This is a genomic window from Pseudoalteromonas sp. DL2-H2.2 (assembly GCF_021532535.1).
Taxonomy (GTDB): domain Bacteria; phylum Pseudomonadota; class Gammaproteobacteria; order Enterobacterales; family Alteromonadaceae; genus Pseudoalteromonas; species Pseudoalteromonas rubra_A.
This window is the reverse complement of the sequence record NZ_JAKGBD010000006.1, coordinates 305789-322673: the sequence shown is the minus strand read 5'-3', so window position 1 is coordinate 322673 and position 16885 is coordinate 305789. Positions and strand designations below refer to the sequence as shown.

The window sequence follows — 16885 nt, the reverse complement described above, 5'->3', positions numbered from 1 at the left end:
TTGTCAGCGGCAATAGTAGCGCTGCGTTCAACATGCAAACAACTTTATGCATACGTATTCAACGCAACCCCCCTTTCATTTTGTTCACAGAACATTCACCCCTAATGGCGCTAAGCTACTGTTCCCTTTATAAATGTTATCGCAACAATCACAGCATGGGCGTCGGGTACTCTCCTTCACTTGAATTTACTAAGTTTTAACTAAATTCAAATATCTGCCAGTGAAAGCGTCGCAAAACTTGGCTGAATTTTTTAGCTTATCATTTATTAGGCAATTGGTATTACCAATTAATCTAACTGTAACACAGGTAGTAAAAGGCCATGTCAGGCAGGTACATATATTGGTAAACAGTCCCGACAAGTTTGCATCGGCTGATATATATTAATTCAGTAGCAACTAATTATACTGCATACGTATGCAGGCTTTTTACTCATATCAGCGCATGCCGTATGCTTTTCGCCATTGTTAATAATACGTGTTGGCGTATCCAGCTTAACCAAAAACCTGACCTCAATTCGTCTGAGTTGACTACAGTTATTGGGCCACTCAAAACAGAGTGTTGCCAAATGACCTCAGAGGCAGGTTTTTATATACGACAACCCGACTGCACGGCGCAGGAGAATGTGCATGGCTCAAAAAGAATGGTGGAAAGGCGCGGTAATTTATCAGGTTTACCCTCGCAGCTTTTGTGACACCAACAATGATGGAATTGGCGATATTCAGGGGATCATTAGCAAGCTTGACTATATTAAGTCGCTTGGCGTAGATGCCATCTGGGTCTCACCCTTTTTTAAGTCACCGATGAAAGACTTTGGTTATGATATCAGCGACTATCGTGATATCGACCCTATGTTTGGTAACCTGGATGACTTTGACGAGCTAATTGATAAGGCGCATCAACGCGATATTAAGATCATTATTGATCAGGTACTGAGCCATACATCGGATGAGCACCCCTGGTTCAGTGAAAGCCGCATCAGCCAGGATAACCCAAAGGCCGACTGGTATGTGTGGGCAGATGCCAAGCCTGATGGCAGCCCGCCGAATAATTGGCTATCTATTTTTGGTGGAGTTGCCTGGCAATGGGACTCGCGCCGTTGTCAGTACTACTTGCACAACTTCCTGACCGAGCAACCGGACTTGAACTTCCATAACCCAGACGTGCGTCAGGCTGTGCTGGACAATGTGGAGTTCTGGCTGAAAAAAGGGGTCGATGGCTTCCGCCTTGATGCGATTAACTTCTGCTTCCACGATCAGCAGTTACGAGACAACCCGGCTAAGCCTAAGGAGTTGCGCCAGGGTCGCGGCTTCAGCGAAGACAACCCTTATGCCTTCCAGTACCATTATTACAACAATACTCAGCCGGAAAACCTCAGCTTTATGGCCGAGATCCGTGCCCTGCTCGACCGTTACCCGGGCACTGTGAGTCTGGGCGAGATTTCATCAGAAGACTCTCTTCAGACCATGGCGGAATATACATCTGGCGGCGACAAGCTACACATGGGCTACAGCTTTGAGTTACTGACCAAAGACTACAGTGCAAGTTATATTCGTGAAACCGTATCGCGTCTTGAGGCAGTCATGACCGAAGGCTGGCCGTGCTGGGCTTTCAGTAATCACGACGTTGAGCGCGTTGCGAGTCGCTGGTCTAAAGACGGTAAAACAGTCGATGATCGTCAGGCAAGTATGCTTACCGCCCTGCTCGGCTCTTTACGTGGCAGTGTGTGCATGTATCAGGGCGAAGAGCTGGGCCTGGGCGAAGCAGATGTTGCCTTTGAAGACTTACAAGACCCCTATGGCATTACTTTCTGGCCTAATTTTAAAGGTCGTGATGGCTGCAGAACACCCATGCCATGGGATACTCAGCTTGGACATGCCGGTTTCACTGAAGGCAAACCCTGGCTGCCAGTTTCGCCAGCGCATCAGCTTAGAGCGGTCTCTGAGCAAGCCGACGTAGCGGACTCAGTGCTAAGTCGCTATCAGGCGTTTATGGCCTGGCGTAATACCATGCCAGAACTACAGGTCGGTGATATTGAGTTTATTGATACTCCGGAACCCGTGCTGGCATTTTATCGACGTCATCAGGGCAAGACTTTGTTGTGCGCATTTAACCTCAGCGAGCAACCTGCACAATTGGCGATAACACTTGCAGGCCATGCTCAGCACCTGGAAATCGTTCACCATAATGGTCACTATGAAGACGGCCAGCTATCCCTGCCCGGATTTGGCTGCTACTTTGCTTCATTGTAACCCCTTGAACAAAAGCCCCGACACCGGGGCTTTTTACTGCCCATTTCATGTATTTCTAGCAAATTTGCTTCAATTCGTGAATGGGCATCGCCTTATAGTAATACCAACCCTGATGAGTTGTGACGCCCTGGCGGGATAAATATTCAGCCTGATGCGCGGTCTCCACCCCTTCTGCTATCAGTTTTTTATCGAGCTTATTGGCCATTTCTATCACCGCATTGAGTACGGGAGATTGCAGGTTGTCCATGCCGATGGATGCAACAAAGGTTTGGTCAATTTTCAGCAAATCAATGGGGAAACTCTGTAAATAGTGCAGCCCGCTGTAACCTGTCCCAAAATCATCTATTGCTATCTCAACGCCCTTCTCTACCAGGGATTGCAGCACCGAGTGTATCTGTGCCTGAGATAGCACGTCGCGCTCTGTCAGCTCTATCGTCAGCTGAGGGATAACTTCATTGGCTTGATGTAGCATCTGAAGATAATCCGGACAGGTCAGCAGGTAGCCGTTTACGTTAAAAGAGACTTTAAAATTGCGTCTGCTCTGCACAATTGTGCGCAACTCGCTCAGTGCCTTTTCAATCTGGTAGACTGACAATTCCTGAATACTGCCATCGCGCTCCGCTTCCGGAATGAAATAGGCCGGACTCAGCTCACCTTCAAGGGGGTGTTGCCAGCGGATCAATACCTCAACCCCAACAACCTCGCGGGTGGTCGCATCAACCAGGGGCTGATAGACGTTAAACAGCTCCTGCCGGCTTATCGCGCCCAGCAAGAGTGCCCGACTGCTCAATACGCGGCGGTCATAATAGTTTAACAACATAGTTAACCCCACCAAAGAGGCGCAATAGAGCAGCAGCAGAGTAAGCAGCCATACCGGCTTAATGGCAGACAACTGTTTTGCATCGCTGGCAACCATAATGGTCAGTTGCGGCAAAGCGGCCAGTGGACGGGCAAAAATATACTTTTGTGTTCCGTCATCAAAGCCTCCTTCAAACTCTCTCTCATCACGTATCGGAAATATCACCTCTCCCAGTGGCAAGGTGTATTGCCCGCGCAAAAAAATGGGCACGCCTGTGTCGCCATCAAGCAATGCGATAAACGCCAGGTTTTTATGCCGCGTAATGTCCAGGGTATCGCTCAGCCAGCTGGTTGGCAGTAACGCATTCACCTCAAAGCCATCGCTGCGCGTACGCGCCAGTACAAACGCAGGTACTTGTAAAAAGTCCGTGATGATCGGGCCATGGTATCTCAGCCCAGGTTGTTTGATAGGCTCGGTCGTTTGCACTGCGGGGTCCAGCCGACCAAAAGAGTTACACAACAAGCGCCCAGACTGATCAACGATCCCAATCTCACTCAAGGCAGGATTAATAAACACCTGCTCTCGCATCAAAGAAATCGTTCGGCCATCACACGCCTGATTAAGTTGCTCTGCTTGCTTGAGAAAACGATCGATGTTTCGCAGCTGAGTGTCCAGTTCAAGCCTGATCAATTCTGAAGCGGCTTGCACGGATTGCTTAGCGGCGTCTTTTTGCTGCACATAAACAAAAATTGCCAGTAAACCAAACAGTAAGGAGCTGATCAACCAAGCAACTACAATGTTTTTTATACGATCGGTCAAGGAGTGATTACCCTGAGTCAACTTCGCACTCCAAACTCAAATACAAAGGCCAGATGGTAAAACAGCTAAATGAAGTTTTTATGACAAAAAACCCCGGCTTGCGCCAGGGTTTCTTAATTATCAGACAGATAGCCTACGAGCACCTCAGGAAAAGCTCCCTGTGGTTAACTACTTAGCACACTGCGTGATCACAGGTTTTTGCTGGTTCCTACTTCTACACGTGTCTTTAACTTCTGACCAGGTCTGAAAGTTACAACACGACGTGCCGAGATGGGAATGTCTTCACCAGTTTTAGGATTACGACCTGGGCGTTCTTTCTTATCGCGTAGGTCGAAATTACCAAAACCGGACAGCTTTACCTGCTCTCCACTTTCCAGCGCTGAGCGGATTTCTTCAAAAAACGCTTCAACTAAGTCTTTGGCATCCTTTTTATTTATCCCCAATTTCTCAAATAGGTGTTCAGCTATGTCGGCTTTAGTAAGCGCCATATCTAGTCCCTCAACGATGCATTAAATTGTTTGGCCAATTCGGCCACCACGATTTCTACAGTGTCGTTGATGTCTTTCTCTTCGAGCGTTCTATCAACGGCTTGCAGTGTTAGAGCAATGGCTAAACTCTTATAACCAGGCTCAATACCTTTGCCCTTATACACATCGAATAAGTTTAGGTCAACTAATTGATTTCCGCCAACTTTCTCAATGCTTTCTAAAATATCGCCTATTTTTACATCATCTGCAACTAAAATAGCAATATCACGGCGATTTGACGGGAATTTCGAGATACTAACCGCTTCTGGAAGCTGTCGCTGAGCAATTGCCGCTGTTTCAACTTCAAAAACATACGCGGTTTCATTCAGATCCAATGACTTTTGCAGTTGTGGATGCACCGCACCAATAAAGCCGACTTGCTCGCCGTTAGCATAGATTGCCGCTGATTGACCAGGATGTAGCCCATCACATGCCTGTGCTTTAAAGCTGAAACGCGCTTTATCGTTACACAGGGCCAGTAATGCTTCAACGTCCCCTTTGACATCAAAGAAGTCGGTTTTACGGCTTGCAATACCCCAGTGTTCATTATGGGTATTACCATAAACCACGCCGCCAATGACCGGCGTTTGACGAACGCCGTTTTCTGCAGTTTCATCTTTAATGAACTTCAGGCCGTGTTCGAACAAGCGAATACGTGACTGCTGACGGTTTTGGTTATACGCCACCGCATTAAGCAGTCCTGGCATCAGGCTAACGCGCATTGCCGACATTTCAACAGAAATTGGGTGAGGCAATACCAGTGCGTCACTCTCAGGGTGTAACAGCTGTTGCTTCTTCGGATCGACAAAACTGTAGGTGATCGCTTCCTGATAACCACGTGCAACCAGTTCATTGCGCAGGCGAGAAACCGGTAAACGCGCTTCCTGATGGTCGGTCATCTTTAACGCCGCTGTTGGGGCAACGTTTGGAATGTTGTTGTAACCAAACACGCGTGCAACTTCTTCAATCAGATCTTCTTCAATGCTGATGTCAAAGCGGTAGCTTGGTACCGTGGCTGTCCAGCTGTCGTTGGCAAAGGTCACATCCAGACCTAAACGCGTCAGAATGTCTGTCACTTTGCTGTCTTCAATATGGTAGCCGATAACGCGGTCAAGACGTGCGCGACGAAGCGTTACTGATTTTGCTTCTGGCAAATCTGACTCTGACACCGCTTCTACCACAGGACCTGCCTGTCCGCCCGCAATCTCAAGTAGCAACGCCGTTGCGCGCTCCATGGCATCACGTTGCAGTTGATAATCAACACCACGCTCGTAGCGGTGTGATGCATCAGTATGCAGGCCATAGCTACGTGCCTGACCGGCAATCGCTAAAGGACTGAAGAATGCACTTTCAAGCAAGATGTCTGTAGTGCCTTCTTTAACGCCTGAGTTTTCGCCACCAAAGATACCGGCCATCGCCAGTGCTTTGTTGTGATCGGCAATAACCAACGTGCTTGGCTTCAGCTTGGCCGTATTACCATCAAGCAATACCAGCTCTTCGTTTTCTGCTGCGCTACGTACTTTGATCCCACCTTCAATGGCATTCAAATCGAAAGCATGCATTGGGTGGCCCAGCTCAAGCAGCACATAGTTGGTAATATCAACAACCGGATCGATTGAACGAATACCCGAGCGACGCAGTTTTTCAACCATCCACAGAGGCGTCACCGCATCCAGGTTGATGCCCTTAACCACACGGCCAAGGTAACGAGGACAAGCCTGGCTGTTCACCAGTTCAATCTCAATTTTGTCATCAATGGTAGGTTCAACGGCCGGGATAGCCAGCTCATTGACATCAATACCATTTAATACACCAACTTCGCGCGCCAGACCTTTAATGCCCAGACAATCACTGCGGTTTGCCGTCAGGTCAACGTCGATGGTCACATCGTCAAGGTTGAAGTATTCGCGGATGTTTTGGCCAATTTTTGCATCAGCTGGTAGCTCTAAAATACCATCTGAGCTTTCAGCCATGCCCAGCTCTTCAAACGCACACAGCATGCCGTGTGACGGCTGGCCGCGTAATTTTGCTTTTTTGATCTTAAAGCCGCCTGGCAAAACTGCACCGACTTTGGCCACCGCCACTTTCAGGCCCGCACGGCAGTTTGCCGCACCACAGACGATGTCCAGCAGCTCGTCTTCGCCAACGTTTACTTTGGTTACACGTAGCTTGTCAGCATCCGGGTGCTGACCACACTCAACCACTTCACCGATAACCACGCCTTCAAAATCACCTGCAACCGGGTCGACACCGTCGACTTCCAGACCGGCCATTGATAACTGTTCAGATAGAGCCTCGGTATCAATCGCAGGATTAACCCATTCTCTTAACCACTTTTCACTAAATTTCATTGTTGTATCGCTCTTATCTGAATTGGTTTAGGAATTTTAAATCGTTTTCGAAGAAAGCACGCAAGTCATTAACGCCATAGCGCAGCATGGTCAGACGCTCTACACCCATACCAAAGGCAAAACCGGTGTACTTCTCAGGGTCAATGCCGACTGAACGCAGTACATTCGGGTGTACCATGCCGCAGCCTAATACTTCTAACCACTTACCATTTTTGCCTTTCACGTCGACCTCTGCTGAAGGCTCAGTGAACGGGAAGTAAGACGGACGGAAACGGATCTCCATGTCTTCTTCGAAAAAGTTACGTAAAAAGTCGTGCAAAATGCCTTTCAATTCAGTAAAGCTCACGTCGGTGTCTACCATCAGGCCTTCTACCTGGTGGAACATTGGCGTGTGTGTCTGGTCGTAGTCGTTACGATATACCCGACCCGGAGAAATAATACGCAGTGGCGGTTGCTCAGCTTCCATAGTACGGATCTGTACACCACTGGTCTGGGTTCTCAGAACCAGCTTAGGGTTAAAGTAGAAGGTGTCATGATCGGCACGCGCAGGATGGTGCTCTGGAATATTCAGCGCATCAAAGTTATGGAAGTCGTCTTCTACTTCCGGGCCTGATTTAACCGCAAAACCCAGCTCACCAAAAAATTGTTCAATACGCTCGATGGTACGTGTTACCGGGTGCAAGCCACCTTGTGGCATAGTGCGGCCAGGTAAGGTCACGTCGATGGTTTCTGCAGCCAGCTTTTGAGCCAGTGCGGCCTGCTCAAGCGCTTCACGCTTGTCATTGATCGCGGTCTGAACCTGATTTTTTGCCTGGTTAATCACCTGGCCCGCCTCTTTACGTTCTTCGGGAGCCAGTTTGCCCAGGGTTTTTAGTAGTCCAGTGATCTCACCTTTTTTACCAAGGTAGTTAACTCTGACTTCCTCAAGTTGCGCAACTTCGCTCGCGTTTGCAACGGCGTCCAGCGCTTGCGCTAAAATATTCTCTAAGTTCATTCTATACCTGATCTTGTTGAGGTAATTTGCCTTTCATTGAATCGATTATAATAACTGAAACAACGGGGCAGATTCTAGCCCAAATTGGGAGCTTTTCTTGGTCAATTTACGGGTTGATAGTTGATTTTGGGCCGGTTTGAGGTTTTAGGTGGAATTTGTGACGCAGACGCTCAAAAATTCCACAGCTGATGGTTACAAATTCAATGTGGTTTTAATAAAGGGGATGGTCAGTTTTCGTTGTGCCGCCATGGATGCATGATCCAGTTTATCAAGCACATCTAATAATGCGCGCATATCGCGGCTCAGTCGGGTCAGTAAAAACCGGGCGCATTCATCACTGAGTTCCAGGCCTCGCATTTTAGCTCTTTTAACCAGTGCTTCGGCCTTATCGTCGTCACTCATTGAGCGGATCTGAAAGGTGGTGCCCCAGGTAAAACGAGACTCCAGATCTGGCAGGCTGAGATTGAGCATATTTGGCAGCAGATCGGCCGTTACAACTAAGCACTTACCTGGCTCGTTAAAACGGTTAAAAAAGTTAAACAGGGCTTTTTCCCAGGACTCATTACCCGCCACTAAATGCACATCATCGATACATACCACATCCAGCGCTTCGAGCCCGTCGAGCACCGCCGGGCCAAAGTTAATCACTTCTCTGAGCGACAGTAATATGGTCGACAGGCCCTGTTCCTGAGCATGAATACAGGTGGCATAAAGCAGGTGAGACTTGCCCGAGTCGCCCAAACCACACAGATAGGTAAACTGAAAGTCCTGATGAATCGCCTCCAGCGCATTTTTAAGGTGTGTCACCTCCAGCGACCCTTCGCCGCCAAAATAGGCACTAAACGTTTCATCATCAGGCAGTGTAACAGGCAACGCCATTTGCATCGGCTGCATCATATTATTGCCCTACCCAGCTGTATCTGAGGTTATTAGCACTGGCGACCTGATAAAACGCACGCGGGTCGACGAACACACTGAATGCACGTTCTAATTTCAGCGACTTTTGCAAATCAACAACAGACGAGCCGTGCTCTACTTCAAACTTGACCAGATCGCCCTGGCGATAAATCACATCAACATCCTGCACCGTACTAATGCTGAGCAACTGTCGTCTGGCCAGTTCAATTTTGCTGAACGAAGTCAGTTTATCAACGGTTAAAACGGTGCTGTTGGTGGCATAAGAGCGGTTGGGATCAATCACATATTCCGCAGCCAGCGCCGTTGACATATCATTGATCATGGCAATAAGCAGTTGTTGTTTGTCGCCGACCAGCTGGGTCGACTCAAACTGATCGGTATCGGTATAACGCCAATCCAGTTGCCAGCTGCTGCTGTTAGGTTGTTTAAATAACCGGCCGGTGATCACCCGCTCGGCGTTATAGCGCATGGATGCGGCCTCAACAGGCTTAGAAAAATTCCCCCACACTTCAGCGATGCCAACCTGAGCGCGGTCGGTCAGGTCCATCAGTGGCACAACCACAGGGATCCCCCACTCGGCTGCCGTGTCGTAAATGAGTCGCTCCAGCTGAGGGTAGCTTTCCTGCGTCACAAACTCTCGTCGCAAGTTGTCTTCAATTACTAACCAGATAGCAATCATAGGGCGACGGTTGCCCCACAAAGGTAAGTTACTGTCCCTGACCAGCTGCTCAACCTTATCGGCTTCAAACCGCACGCGGATTTTGATGTCGCCGTCGGCTGAGTCGATATACTCGTATTTGAGCATATAATCGGAAATGCGTTTTTTACTTTGGCGGATCAGCGGATGGTTTAAATGCTCCGTGCGGCCTGTCAATTTTTGGATCACACGGTCCAGGGCCTGCTGACTGGCAATAACGCGTTTTGCGCGCGTCTTGTTATCTACCTCCAGGGTAGCTTCGTATAGATCGGTTACCTCAACCGCGCTTGCGGCCATACACCAGCCAAACAACCCCAGTAAAAATAATCTCAGTGCCATAACAACCAAAAAGTTAAGGAGAAAACCCGATCCTAATGCAATCGTCGCTGCAAAGCAAAAGCCAGTGCCGATTGATTTGCACGTACCAGTATGAGGTTGTGTTTTTTGTGGTCAAAGCACTGGTTCATCATAAAAATAAGCCTGATTTTTACCCAGCTCTTTGGATGAGTAAAGCGCACTATCGGCACATTTGAGCAGCGCTTCAGCCGTGAATACCCCGTGGTTATTCGCAACCCCTATGCTACAGCCACATTGTACCGGCTGTCCCTCTTCCAGCGAGATGGGGGCACACAAGCAGGCAATAAGGCGAGTGCAGATCTGCATTAATACCGATCTGTCTATGGGATCAGACAGAACCACAACAAACTCATCCCCACCAAGACGACAAAGTACGTCGTAGCTGCGCAGTTCACTTTGAATTCTGCGCGCCACTTCCTGCAACACAATATCGCCATTGTGATGGCCGTAGTTGTCGTTAATGGGCTTAAAGTCGTCTAAATCAAGATACAAAATATGCACAGATACCGGGCCGCGCTTTGAGCGCTCGGCCAGGTTATTCAGCTCTCGGAATAAGAATTTTCGGTTGGTCAGGCCCGTTAGCGTATCATGTAAGGCTTCATGCTCCAGCCGCTGCTGAAGCGCTTCACGGGTCCGAATTTCTTTTTGTAGTTCGGACAGACTGGACTCAAGCTCCTGGGTCCGCTCGGCCACTTTGCTTTCTAACTCACTTTGGTAGTTTTGCAACACTTTGTTGGCTTCTACCAGGGCCTGCTGGTTATTAAAGGCATCCAGCGCAGAAGAGATCACATGGCTGATGGTATAAAGCACATCCACAATCACACCTGAGTATTCATCTTCACGCCGATAAGACTGAATGATAAACGCCCCCATAAAATTACTGCGATTGACCAGCGGGAAGCACAGCCATTGCTTTGGCACAGTGCCGATAATATTTAACCGCCCCTGAGCAACCAGCTGATGCAGCTGCTCGCAGTTGTAGTTACACACACTTTGTGACTGTAACGCATAAGCCGTCAATGAATGGGCGATTTCGTCCAGTGACAATGCTTCCAAATCTGAGGGGTTAATATCATCCTTTACGTCGTGGAAGTAAGGGAAAGTCAGGCTGCCGTCCTCGCGAAACAACACAACGTAGAAGTTGTCCGCGTAAGTTACCTTTTGCAAAATACAGTGTATATCCAGTAAAAAGCGCTGGATTGAGTCACTGGTATTCAGGCAGGCAACGATGTCCGTCATGCTGTCAATCACTTCTCCACTGTCGAGAGCTTCCATCTTCTCTAGTACAACCTCATTCATCCTGTTCTCACTTGTTCCACCTTTAATTATGGCACTCGTATAGTTTAGTCGAGGTTTTAGCAGATTGCGTTAAAAAAACGCGCGATAAGCCAGCTAACTTACCGGGCTCATTCACAACCCGGCTAACAGGGCTGAGAATGAATTTATTCATAAGCAATGACTTGACATAAATACGCAACTCTTTATGTTTACACTATTTAAACAACAAAATAACAAACAAAAGACATGCGTAGAGTCACTTTTGTACTGCTTCATGCCCTGGTTATCGTACTTGTGCTGTGCAGCTTATTTACCGGATTGCGATTTTCTTTATTGACACAAGACTGGCTGATGTTCATCAGCCCCCTGTTACCGCAGGGTGATCTGTACCCCTGGCATCTTGCCAGTGGCAGTATCCTAAGCGTGCTGGCAACAGCCTATCTATTGCTTTCCCTGTGGCGGCCTTATCGTAGTAACCCTGACCTTTATCACCTGTGGGTAAATCGTCTTGGGTATGTGGTTATTGTATGCCTGATATGTTCCGGCTGGTTTCTCTGGGCTGGCCAGTTTGTGCGTGTAATGCAGCCGATGCATTTTTATAGTCTCTGGCTGCTGCTACTTTATTTAGTGATCCACGGCTGGATTTACTTCATTCAACACGGTAAGCATATCCTGAGTGCATTACTGCCCAAACGGCTCGAGAAACAGGGGCTATCCTTGCTGGCTGGCGTATGTATTACAGGCTTTTTGTTATTCACCGCCACCCGACATTCAACAGAGCCGCTTCAGGTCGCACACCTGGGTCCTGATGAATTTATAGAGATAGACGGCAAAGGGAATGAAGCGCACTGGATGAGGGCCCCGGTTTACACCATAGAAACCCATGGCGGTGCTAACTTTGACGATGGTCGCAGCACGATTCACGTGCAGGCGCTGGCCAACCAGTACGAGAGCTATTTTCTGATCCGCTGGACAGACCCAAGTCAAAGCACGCATCACCTGCCTTTACTCAAGACTCAAAACGGCTGGAAAGTGCAACAAGACGGCTTCTACCGGTTTGATGAGCGCACTTTTTACGAAGACAAACTGGCCGTGATGTTGTCGCCTTCCTGTATCAGCGGCGCCGACAGCACGACCTATCTGGGTAAACGTCCTTTGCAGGGCAAACCGCCCAACTGGCATGGCAAAGGATTTCACGCAAGCATGGACGGTGAGATCAGGGACTTGTGGCACTGGAAAGCGGTGCGCACCAACGATATGTACCTGGCCGATGACAACTTTTTCGGACTACCTGCGAAGGTGCAGCAAGGCCAACGCCGCTATAGCGCAGGGTACCAGCCAGATGGCAAAGAAAGTGGCGCATATGTGATGAACTGGCAATGGTATACACCCAATGCCGTGATCCCAAAACGACTGCCAGATCCCAAAAATGCCGATCTGAGTGTTTTGCCCTGGTTTGGCAGCGCCCCCTACCTAAGTAAAAACGATAAATATCCCCCAGGCAGTACCCTTTCCTCAATCCTGTATCGCTCTAACCGATTCGAAGGGGATCGTGCCGATGTCAGAGCGCGCGGTCTTTGGGATAAGGGAATGTGGACACTGGAGCTGGTACGCAAACACGAAACCGGCTCTGTCCATGATGTAGCGCTTAAAAATGGCACCTGCATGTGGTTTTCCGCTTTTGATCATGCCCAGATAGCACACACCCGCCATATTCGTCCCGCTGTTTTGAGGTACTCACTATGATCGCACGGTTATTGATGACATTCGCCGCCCTGTTACTTATTACGCCCTTACTGTGGTTCCAACCGCTGAGCCCAATTGCCCAGCCGCATCCCAGGTTTGTGAAGCTGGATAAAGCCGGTACCCCTTTATCCCCCTGGCAGGGCCCCTGGTCGTGCGTACTGGACACCCAGAAACAGTTAGTCTGGGAGGCCAAAACCGACAATGAAAACATCCACGATGGCTACTGGACCTATTCCTGGTATCTCGCAGCCAATGAGCACCGCCCGCCAAGAGGCGATGCAAACCTGGGGGACTGCTATTTTGAATCTTCCCGGTGTGATACTCAGGATCTGATCAATAAGACCAGAAAAACAGCCCTGTGTGGCCTCACACACTGGCGTCTGCCAACCAGTGACGAGTTAAGCAGCTTGCTGCAAAGCCCCGCTCGCCCTGGACATGTGCATATTGCCCAGGATTTTTTTCCGCATATGAAGCACGGAGACTATTGGAGCGCAGATCATTCACAACCACTTTCGGGCCATTACCAGCGCTTTAAACAAGGTGCAACGGCGGTCAATTTTCATACCGGAGAGTTCTACCCGCTGCCCTATCGCAACGCGGCCTTCGTGCTGCTGGTCGCCGACTTGCCACCAGAGTTTCAATCATCTCGCCTTAAAGGCGTGATCCATTAACCAACAACAGGAAACTTCTCTATGAGAGTGCTTTTTGCAGGCCTCACAACGGTTACTTTATTTACCACAGCAGCCCACAGCGCCAGTGATTATCATCGCCTGATCTGGGACACCAACCCAAGTAATCAGGCAACGCTGGGATATACGCCAACTGGTGGTAACAATCATTACGTTAAATATGGTACCACCACCGATGAGCAAAGCTGGACGACTCAGCAGCCTACTGCCAAATACGTTTTTGATGGCAGCTTAGAAAGTGAGTTTGTGACTCTGACAGGGCTCAGTGCCGACACAGCCATCTATTACCGAGTATGTGACAGCACTGGATGTGGCCAGCGTATGTGGTTTAAAACCGCGCCGGCAACCAGTACCGGGTTTGTTGCCATTGCCGGTGGAGATACCCGCACAGGCTGGACAACGCGCCGCGAAGGCAACGCGCTGGTTGCCAAGATCCGTCCGCTGTTTATTATGCACGGTGGTGACTACACCAACGCCAATTCGGCTCAGGAAATGCGTGAATACCTGAAAGACTGGCAGCTGACACTATCAGATGATGTGATTGACGGGCAAAGCTACAAACGCATTTACCCGTTTGTTGCCACATTTGGTAACCATGAAGGCGACAATTTTAAAACGCTTTGTCAGGTGTTTGGCGTCGACTATGACAAAGACGGGGCCTGTACCAACAAAGACAGTTACGGGGCCTTTAACATTGCCAACCTTCTGCGCGTATATACCCTAAACAGCCAGTATAAAGACAGTGGCTGGTCCAGCTATGCCACCGCCATGAACAACTGGCTTAAACAAGACTTGCAAAGCAATGGTGCCGGTGCCAACTGGCGTATTGCTCAGTATCACAAACCTATGTACCCGCATTACTCTGGGAAGTCGGACAACACCATACTGCATACCTGGTGGGCAGACTTGTTCTATCAGCATGGTATGAACCTGGTCGTCGAGTCCGACACCCATATTAATAAACTGACCGAAGCGTTGCAGCCTTCAGGCTCTGGATTTACCAAAACCACCACTGGCGGTACTGTGTATGTAGGTGAAGGCAGCTGGGGTGCCCCCGCTCGCTCGGCCAATGACCCTAAAAGCTGGACCATTGATTTGGCCAGTATTCAGCAATTTAAAGTGCTGAGCGTGACGCCGGACAGCATGAAAGTACAAACCGCCCAGTTTACAGCCGGTGCAGACACGCTGACACGCGAGCAGCGTGCTGTCGACCCACTTGCCCTGCCCGCCAATATCAGTTGGTGGTATGCCAGTGAACTGGGTGAAACCATGACGCTTAAGCGTGCCGCCAATTCGCTGTCAATCATCGACAGAGACAGTGGCCCGGTTGACCCGGGCAATGAGCTGCAAAATGGCCAACCAGTTGGCACCTTCGCAGGCGCTGCGGATAGCGAAAAGGTATTTACTATGGTAGTGCCACAAGGCGCCAGCAACCTGCGCTTTACCATGAGCGGTGGCAGTGGCGATGCGGATCTGTATGTGCGCTTTGCACAAAAACCAACCACCAAAAATTATGATTGTCGCCCCTATAAAGAAGGCAACAATGAGAGCTGTACCATCACTAATGTAGAGGCGGGAACCTACTATATTGTTATCCGGGGTTACAGCGCGTTTTCTGGCGTGTCATTGGTTGGTCAGTATGACATGGGCACACCGCCGGGCGATGACAATAAACAAACCTGGACAGACCTCACTGCGACGGAGGGTAACTGGATCCACAAAACCTTTGAGGTACCAGCCAGTGCCACTAAGCTCACCGTGAGCACCGCGGGCGGCACTGGAGATGCCGACCTGTACGTGCGTTTTGGTGCGCAGCCGACCTCTTCACGATACGATTGTCGCCCCTATGAAGATGGTAATGCGGAAACCTGCACACAAACGCAGCCTCAAACGGGCACCTGGCACATCTCAGTTAAAGCCTATAAAGACTTCAGCGGCGTGACATTGACCGCAGAGTATTGATAGTCTGACGCAACAAGGAGCGCAATAGCACTGCGCTCCTTGATTTTTACTGGTTTGCCCTTATCTTTGACAGCTGACATTACAGGGGCAATTTTATGAAATATCTGCATACTATGGTTCGGGTTGAAAACCTGGACGCATCATTAGACTTTTACTGTAACCTGCTGGGATTAGTAGAGGTAAAACGCAAAGACAGCGAAGCCGGGCGCTTTACACTGGTCTTTCTGGCAGCACCTGACCAACTGGAAGAAGCTAAATCCAGCTTTTCCCCTACCCTTGAGCTGACTTATAACTGGGACACAGAGCAATATAAGGGCGGGCGTAATTTTGGTCACCTGGCGTTTGCCGTAGAAGATATCTACGCGCTGTGTGACAAGCTCCAGGCTGCGGGCGTTACCATTAACCGTCCACCAAGATGTGGGCACATGGCCTTTGTCAAATCTCCCGACGGTATTTCGATTGAACTGTTACAGCAAGGAGAGCCACTACCACCGCAGGAGCCCTGGCTGAGCATGGAAAATACCGGCAGCTGGTAACTTAAACCGTCGAAAGGCAGCGATGAAGCGGCGCCCAGACATACCTTGCATTTATCAGCACATCTCGTGTTCTGGCGCTAAGCTCCGGGTTTTGCAGCTTTAAAGTCTGTCTTTCATTAAATTTGCCCAACTTCTTTTTAAATGCACACAGTCCAGTTTGATCAGGGCAACACAGGCTCCACCTGATAACTGGTCATTAATTGCGCCAGCTTGATGCGCAAAGCACTGTCATTGAGTAATTCTGACAAGCGCTCAAACTGCGGCTGAAGTTGCCTGGGCGACAAAATGGCCCGGTAATAAGACTCATGGGGTTGTTTTGACAGGTAAAAGTGGTTTTGCCAGCGGTTTTTCTTAATAAAGTAATTCAGTGTAGAGCGGCTGACAATGGCAAAGTCGACTCGCTCGCGCAGCGCCAGCTCCAGTAAGCCCTCCTCGCTGTTTGCATTAACTCGCTCAAGCGCCCCGCTTTTGACCGGCTCAACGGTACGAAAATAATGATAACCCAAAATGCCACCAAATTTTTTGTTTTGCATTGATGACGCACCATCATACTCAAATGGGCTGCCCGCACAGGATACAAACTCGTCGGTGTCATACATCAGCGGTTCACTCCACAAGTAGCGCGCTTTGTCGGGGTCTTTAAACCAGACAGGATGCACACCCAGTACCACGCCGTCTAATGTTTGTTCAGTCAAGTCTCTTTCAATCCGCCGCCGGGGCAGATAGACAAGTTTATACCGGGTATGAGACTGCGTCCCATTGAGCAATGTCACCAGATCAAAATACAAACCGCGCTGCTCAGTCTGGTTAGTAATATAAGGCGGCTTATTGTGGTAGACGTATATGTTCAGTCGCTCTGCTGCATGCACCAGATTCACCGCACTGAACACAAGCCACATCAAGCTGACAGTCAACAAGTTTATTTTCACAAATCACTGCCATAAAAGGCTGGAGAAGACCCT

The 16885-nt window shown here is 49.2% G+C and carries 13 protein-coding genes; 5 read left to right on the top strand and 8 right to left on the bottom strand.

Going from position 1 to position 16885, the window contains the following annotated elements; all coding sequences use genetic code 11:
* Positions 1–627 precede the first annotated feature (627 nt).
* Positions 628–2250, top strand: coding sequence for an alpha-glucosidase family protein (locus L1285_RS12955; RefSeq protein ID WP_235412663.1), 1623 nt, complete (start codon positions 628–630; stop codon positions 2248–2250).
* 55 nt (positions 2251–2305) lie between these two features.
* On the opposite strand, the gene L1285_RS12950 is transcribed toward L1285_RS12955, so the two are convergent.
* The 7 genes from L1285_RS12950 to L1285_RS12920 all read right to left on the bottom strand — a co-directional run bounded on the left by L1285_RS12950 (position 2306) and on the right by L1285_RS12920 (position 11011).
* The gene (locus L1285_RS12950) at positions 2306–3868 is read right to left on the bottom strand and encodes an EAL domain-containing protein (RefSeq protein WP_235412662.1); all 1563 of its coding nucleotides are present in this window, start codon (positions 3866–3868) and stop codon (positions 2306–2308) included.
* Positions 3869–4056: 188 nt separating this feature from the next.
* Entirely contained in the window at positions 4057–4356 is a 300-nt protein-coding gene (gene ihfA / locus L1285_RS12945) for an integration host factor subunit alpha (RefSeq protein ID WP_010384797.1), read from the bottom strand.
* 2 nt (positions 4357–4358) lie between these two features.
* Positions 4359–6746, bottom strand: a complete 2388-nt coding sequence (pheT, locus tag L1285_RS12940; RefSeq protein WP_235412661.1) for a phenylalanine--tRNA ligase subunit beta — start codon at positions 6744–6746, stop codon at positions 4359–4361.
* A 13-nt stretch (positions 6747–6759) separates the two neighbouring features.
* Positions 6760–7740, bottom strand: coding sequence for a phenylalanine--tRNA ligase subunit alpha (gene pheS, locus L1285_RS12935; RefSeq protein WP_046004550.1), 981 nt, complete (start codon positions 7738–7740; stop codon positions 6760–6762).
* Between the two features lie 192 nt (positions 7741–7932).
* The gene (gene hda, locus L1285_RS12930; RefSeq protein ID WP_046004551.1) at positions 7933–8637 is read right to left on the bottom strand and encodes a DnaA inactivator Hda; all 705 of its coding nucleotides are present in this window, start codon (positions 8635–8637) and stop codon (positions 7933–7935) included.
* Between the two features lies 1 nt (position 8638).
* Positions 8639–9694, bottom strand: a complete 1056-nt coding sequence (locus L1285_RS12925) for a DUF2066 domain-containing protein (protein ID WP_235412660.1) — start codon at positions 9692–9694, stop codon at positions 8639–8641.
* Between the two features lie 111 nt (positions 9695–9805).
* Positions 9806–11011: a sensor domain-containing diguanylate cyclase gene (locus L1285_RS12920; protein WP_235412659.1), complete on the bottom strand. Its 1206-nt coding sequence runs from the start codon at positions 11009–11011 to the stop codon at positions 9806–9808.
* Positions 11012–11236: 225 nt separating this feature from the next.
* On the opposite strand from L1285_RS12920, the gene L1285_RS12915 reads away from it, so the two are divergent.
* The 4 genes from L1285_RS12915 (at position 11237) to gloA (ending at position 15923) form a co-directional block, all read left to right on the top strand.
* Complete coding sequence (locus L1285_RS12915) at positions 11237–12736, top strand: ethylbenzene dehydrogenase-related protein (protein ID WP_235412658.1); 1500 nt, start codon at positions 11237–11239, stop codon at positions 12734–12736.
* Positions 12733–13407: an Lcl C-terminal domain-containing protein gene (locus L1285_RS12910; RefSeq protein WP_235412657.1), complete on the top strand. Its 675-nt coding sequence runs from the start codon at positions 12733–12735 to the stop codon at positions 13405–13407. The genes L1285_RS12915 and L1285_RS12910 overlap by 4 nt, the downstream gene beginning before the upstream one ends.
* A 21-nt stretch (positions 13408–13428) precedes the next feature.
* Positions 13429–15387 (top strand): pre-peptidase C-terminal domain-containing protein, encoded by a 1959-nt coding sequence (locus L1285_RS12905; RefSeq protein WP_235412656.1) that lies wholly within the window; start codon positions 13429–13431, stop codon positions 15385–15387.
* A 95-nt stretch (positions 15388–15482) separates the two neighbouring features.
* Complete coding sequence (gene gloA / locus L1285_RS12900; protein ID WP_235412655.1) at positions 15483–15923, top strand: lactoylglutathione lyase; 441 nt, start codon at positions 15483–15485, stop codon at positions 15921–15923.
* 161 nt (positions 15924–16084) lie between these two features.
* On the opposite strand, the gene L1285_RS12895 is transcribed toward gloA, so the two are convergent.
* Positions 16085–16852, bottom strand: coding sequence for a transporter substrate-binding domain-containing protein (locus L1285_RS12895; RefSeq protein ID WP_235412654.1), 768 nt, complete (start codon positions 16850–16852; stop codon positions 16085–16087).
* Between the last annotated feature and the right edge of the window lie 33 nt (positions 16853–16885).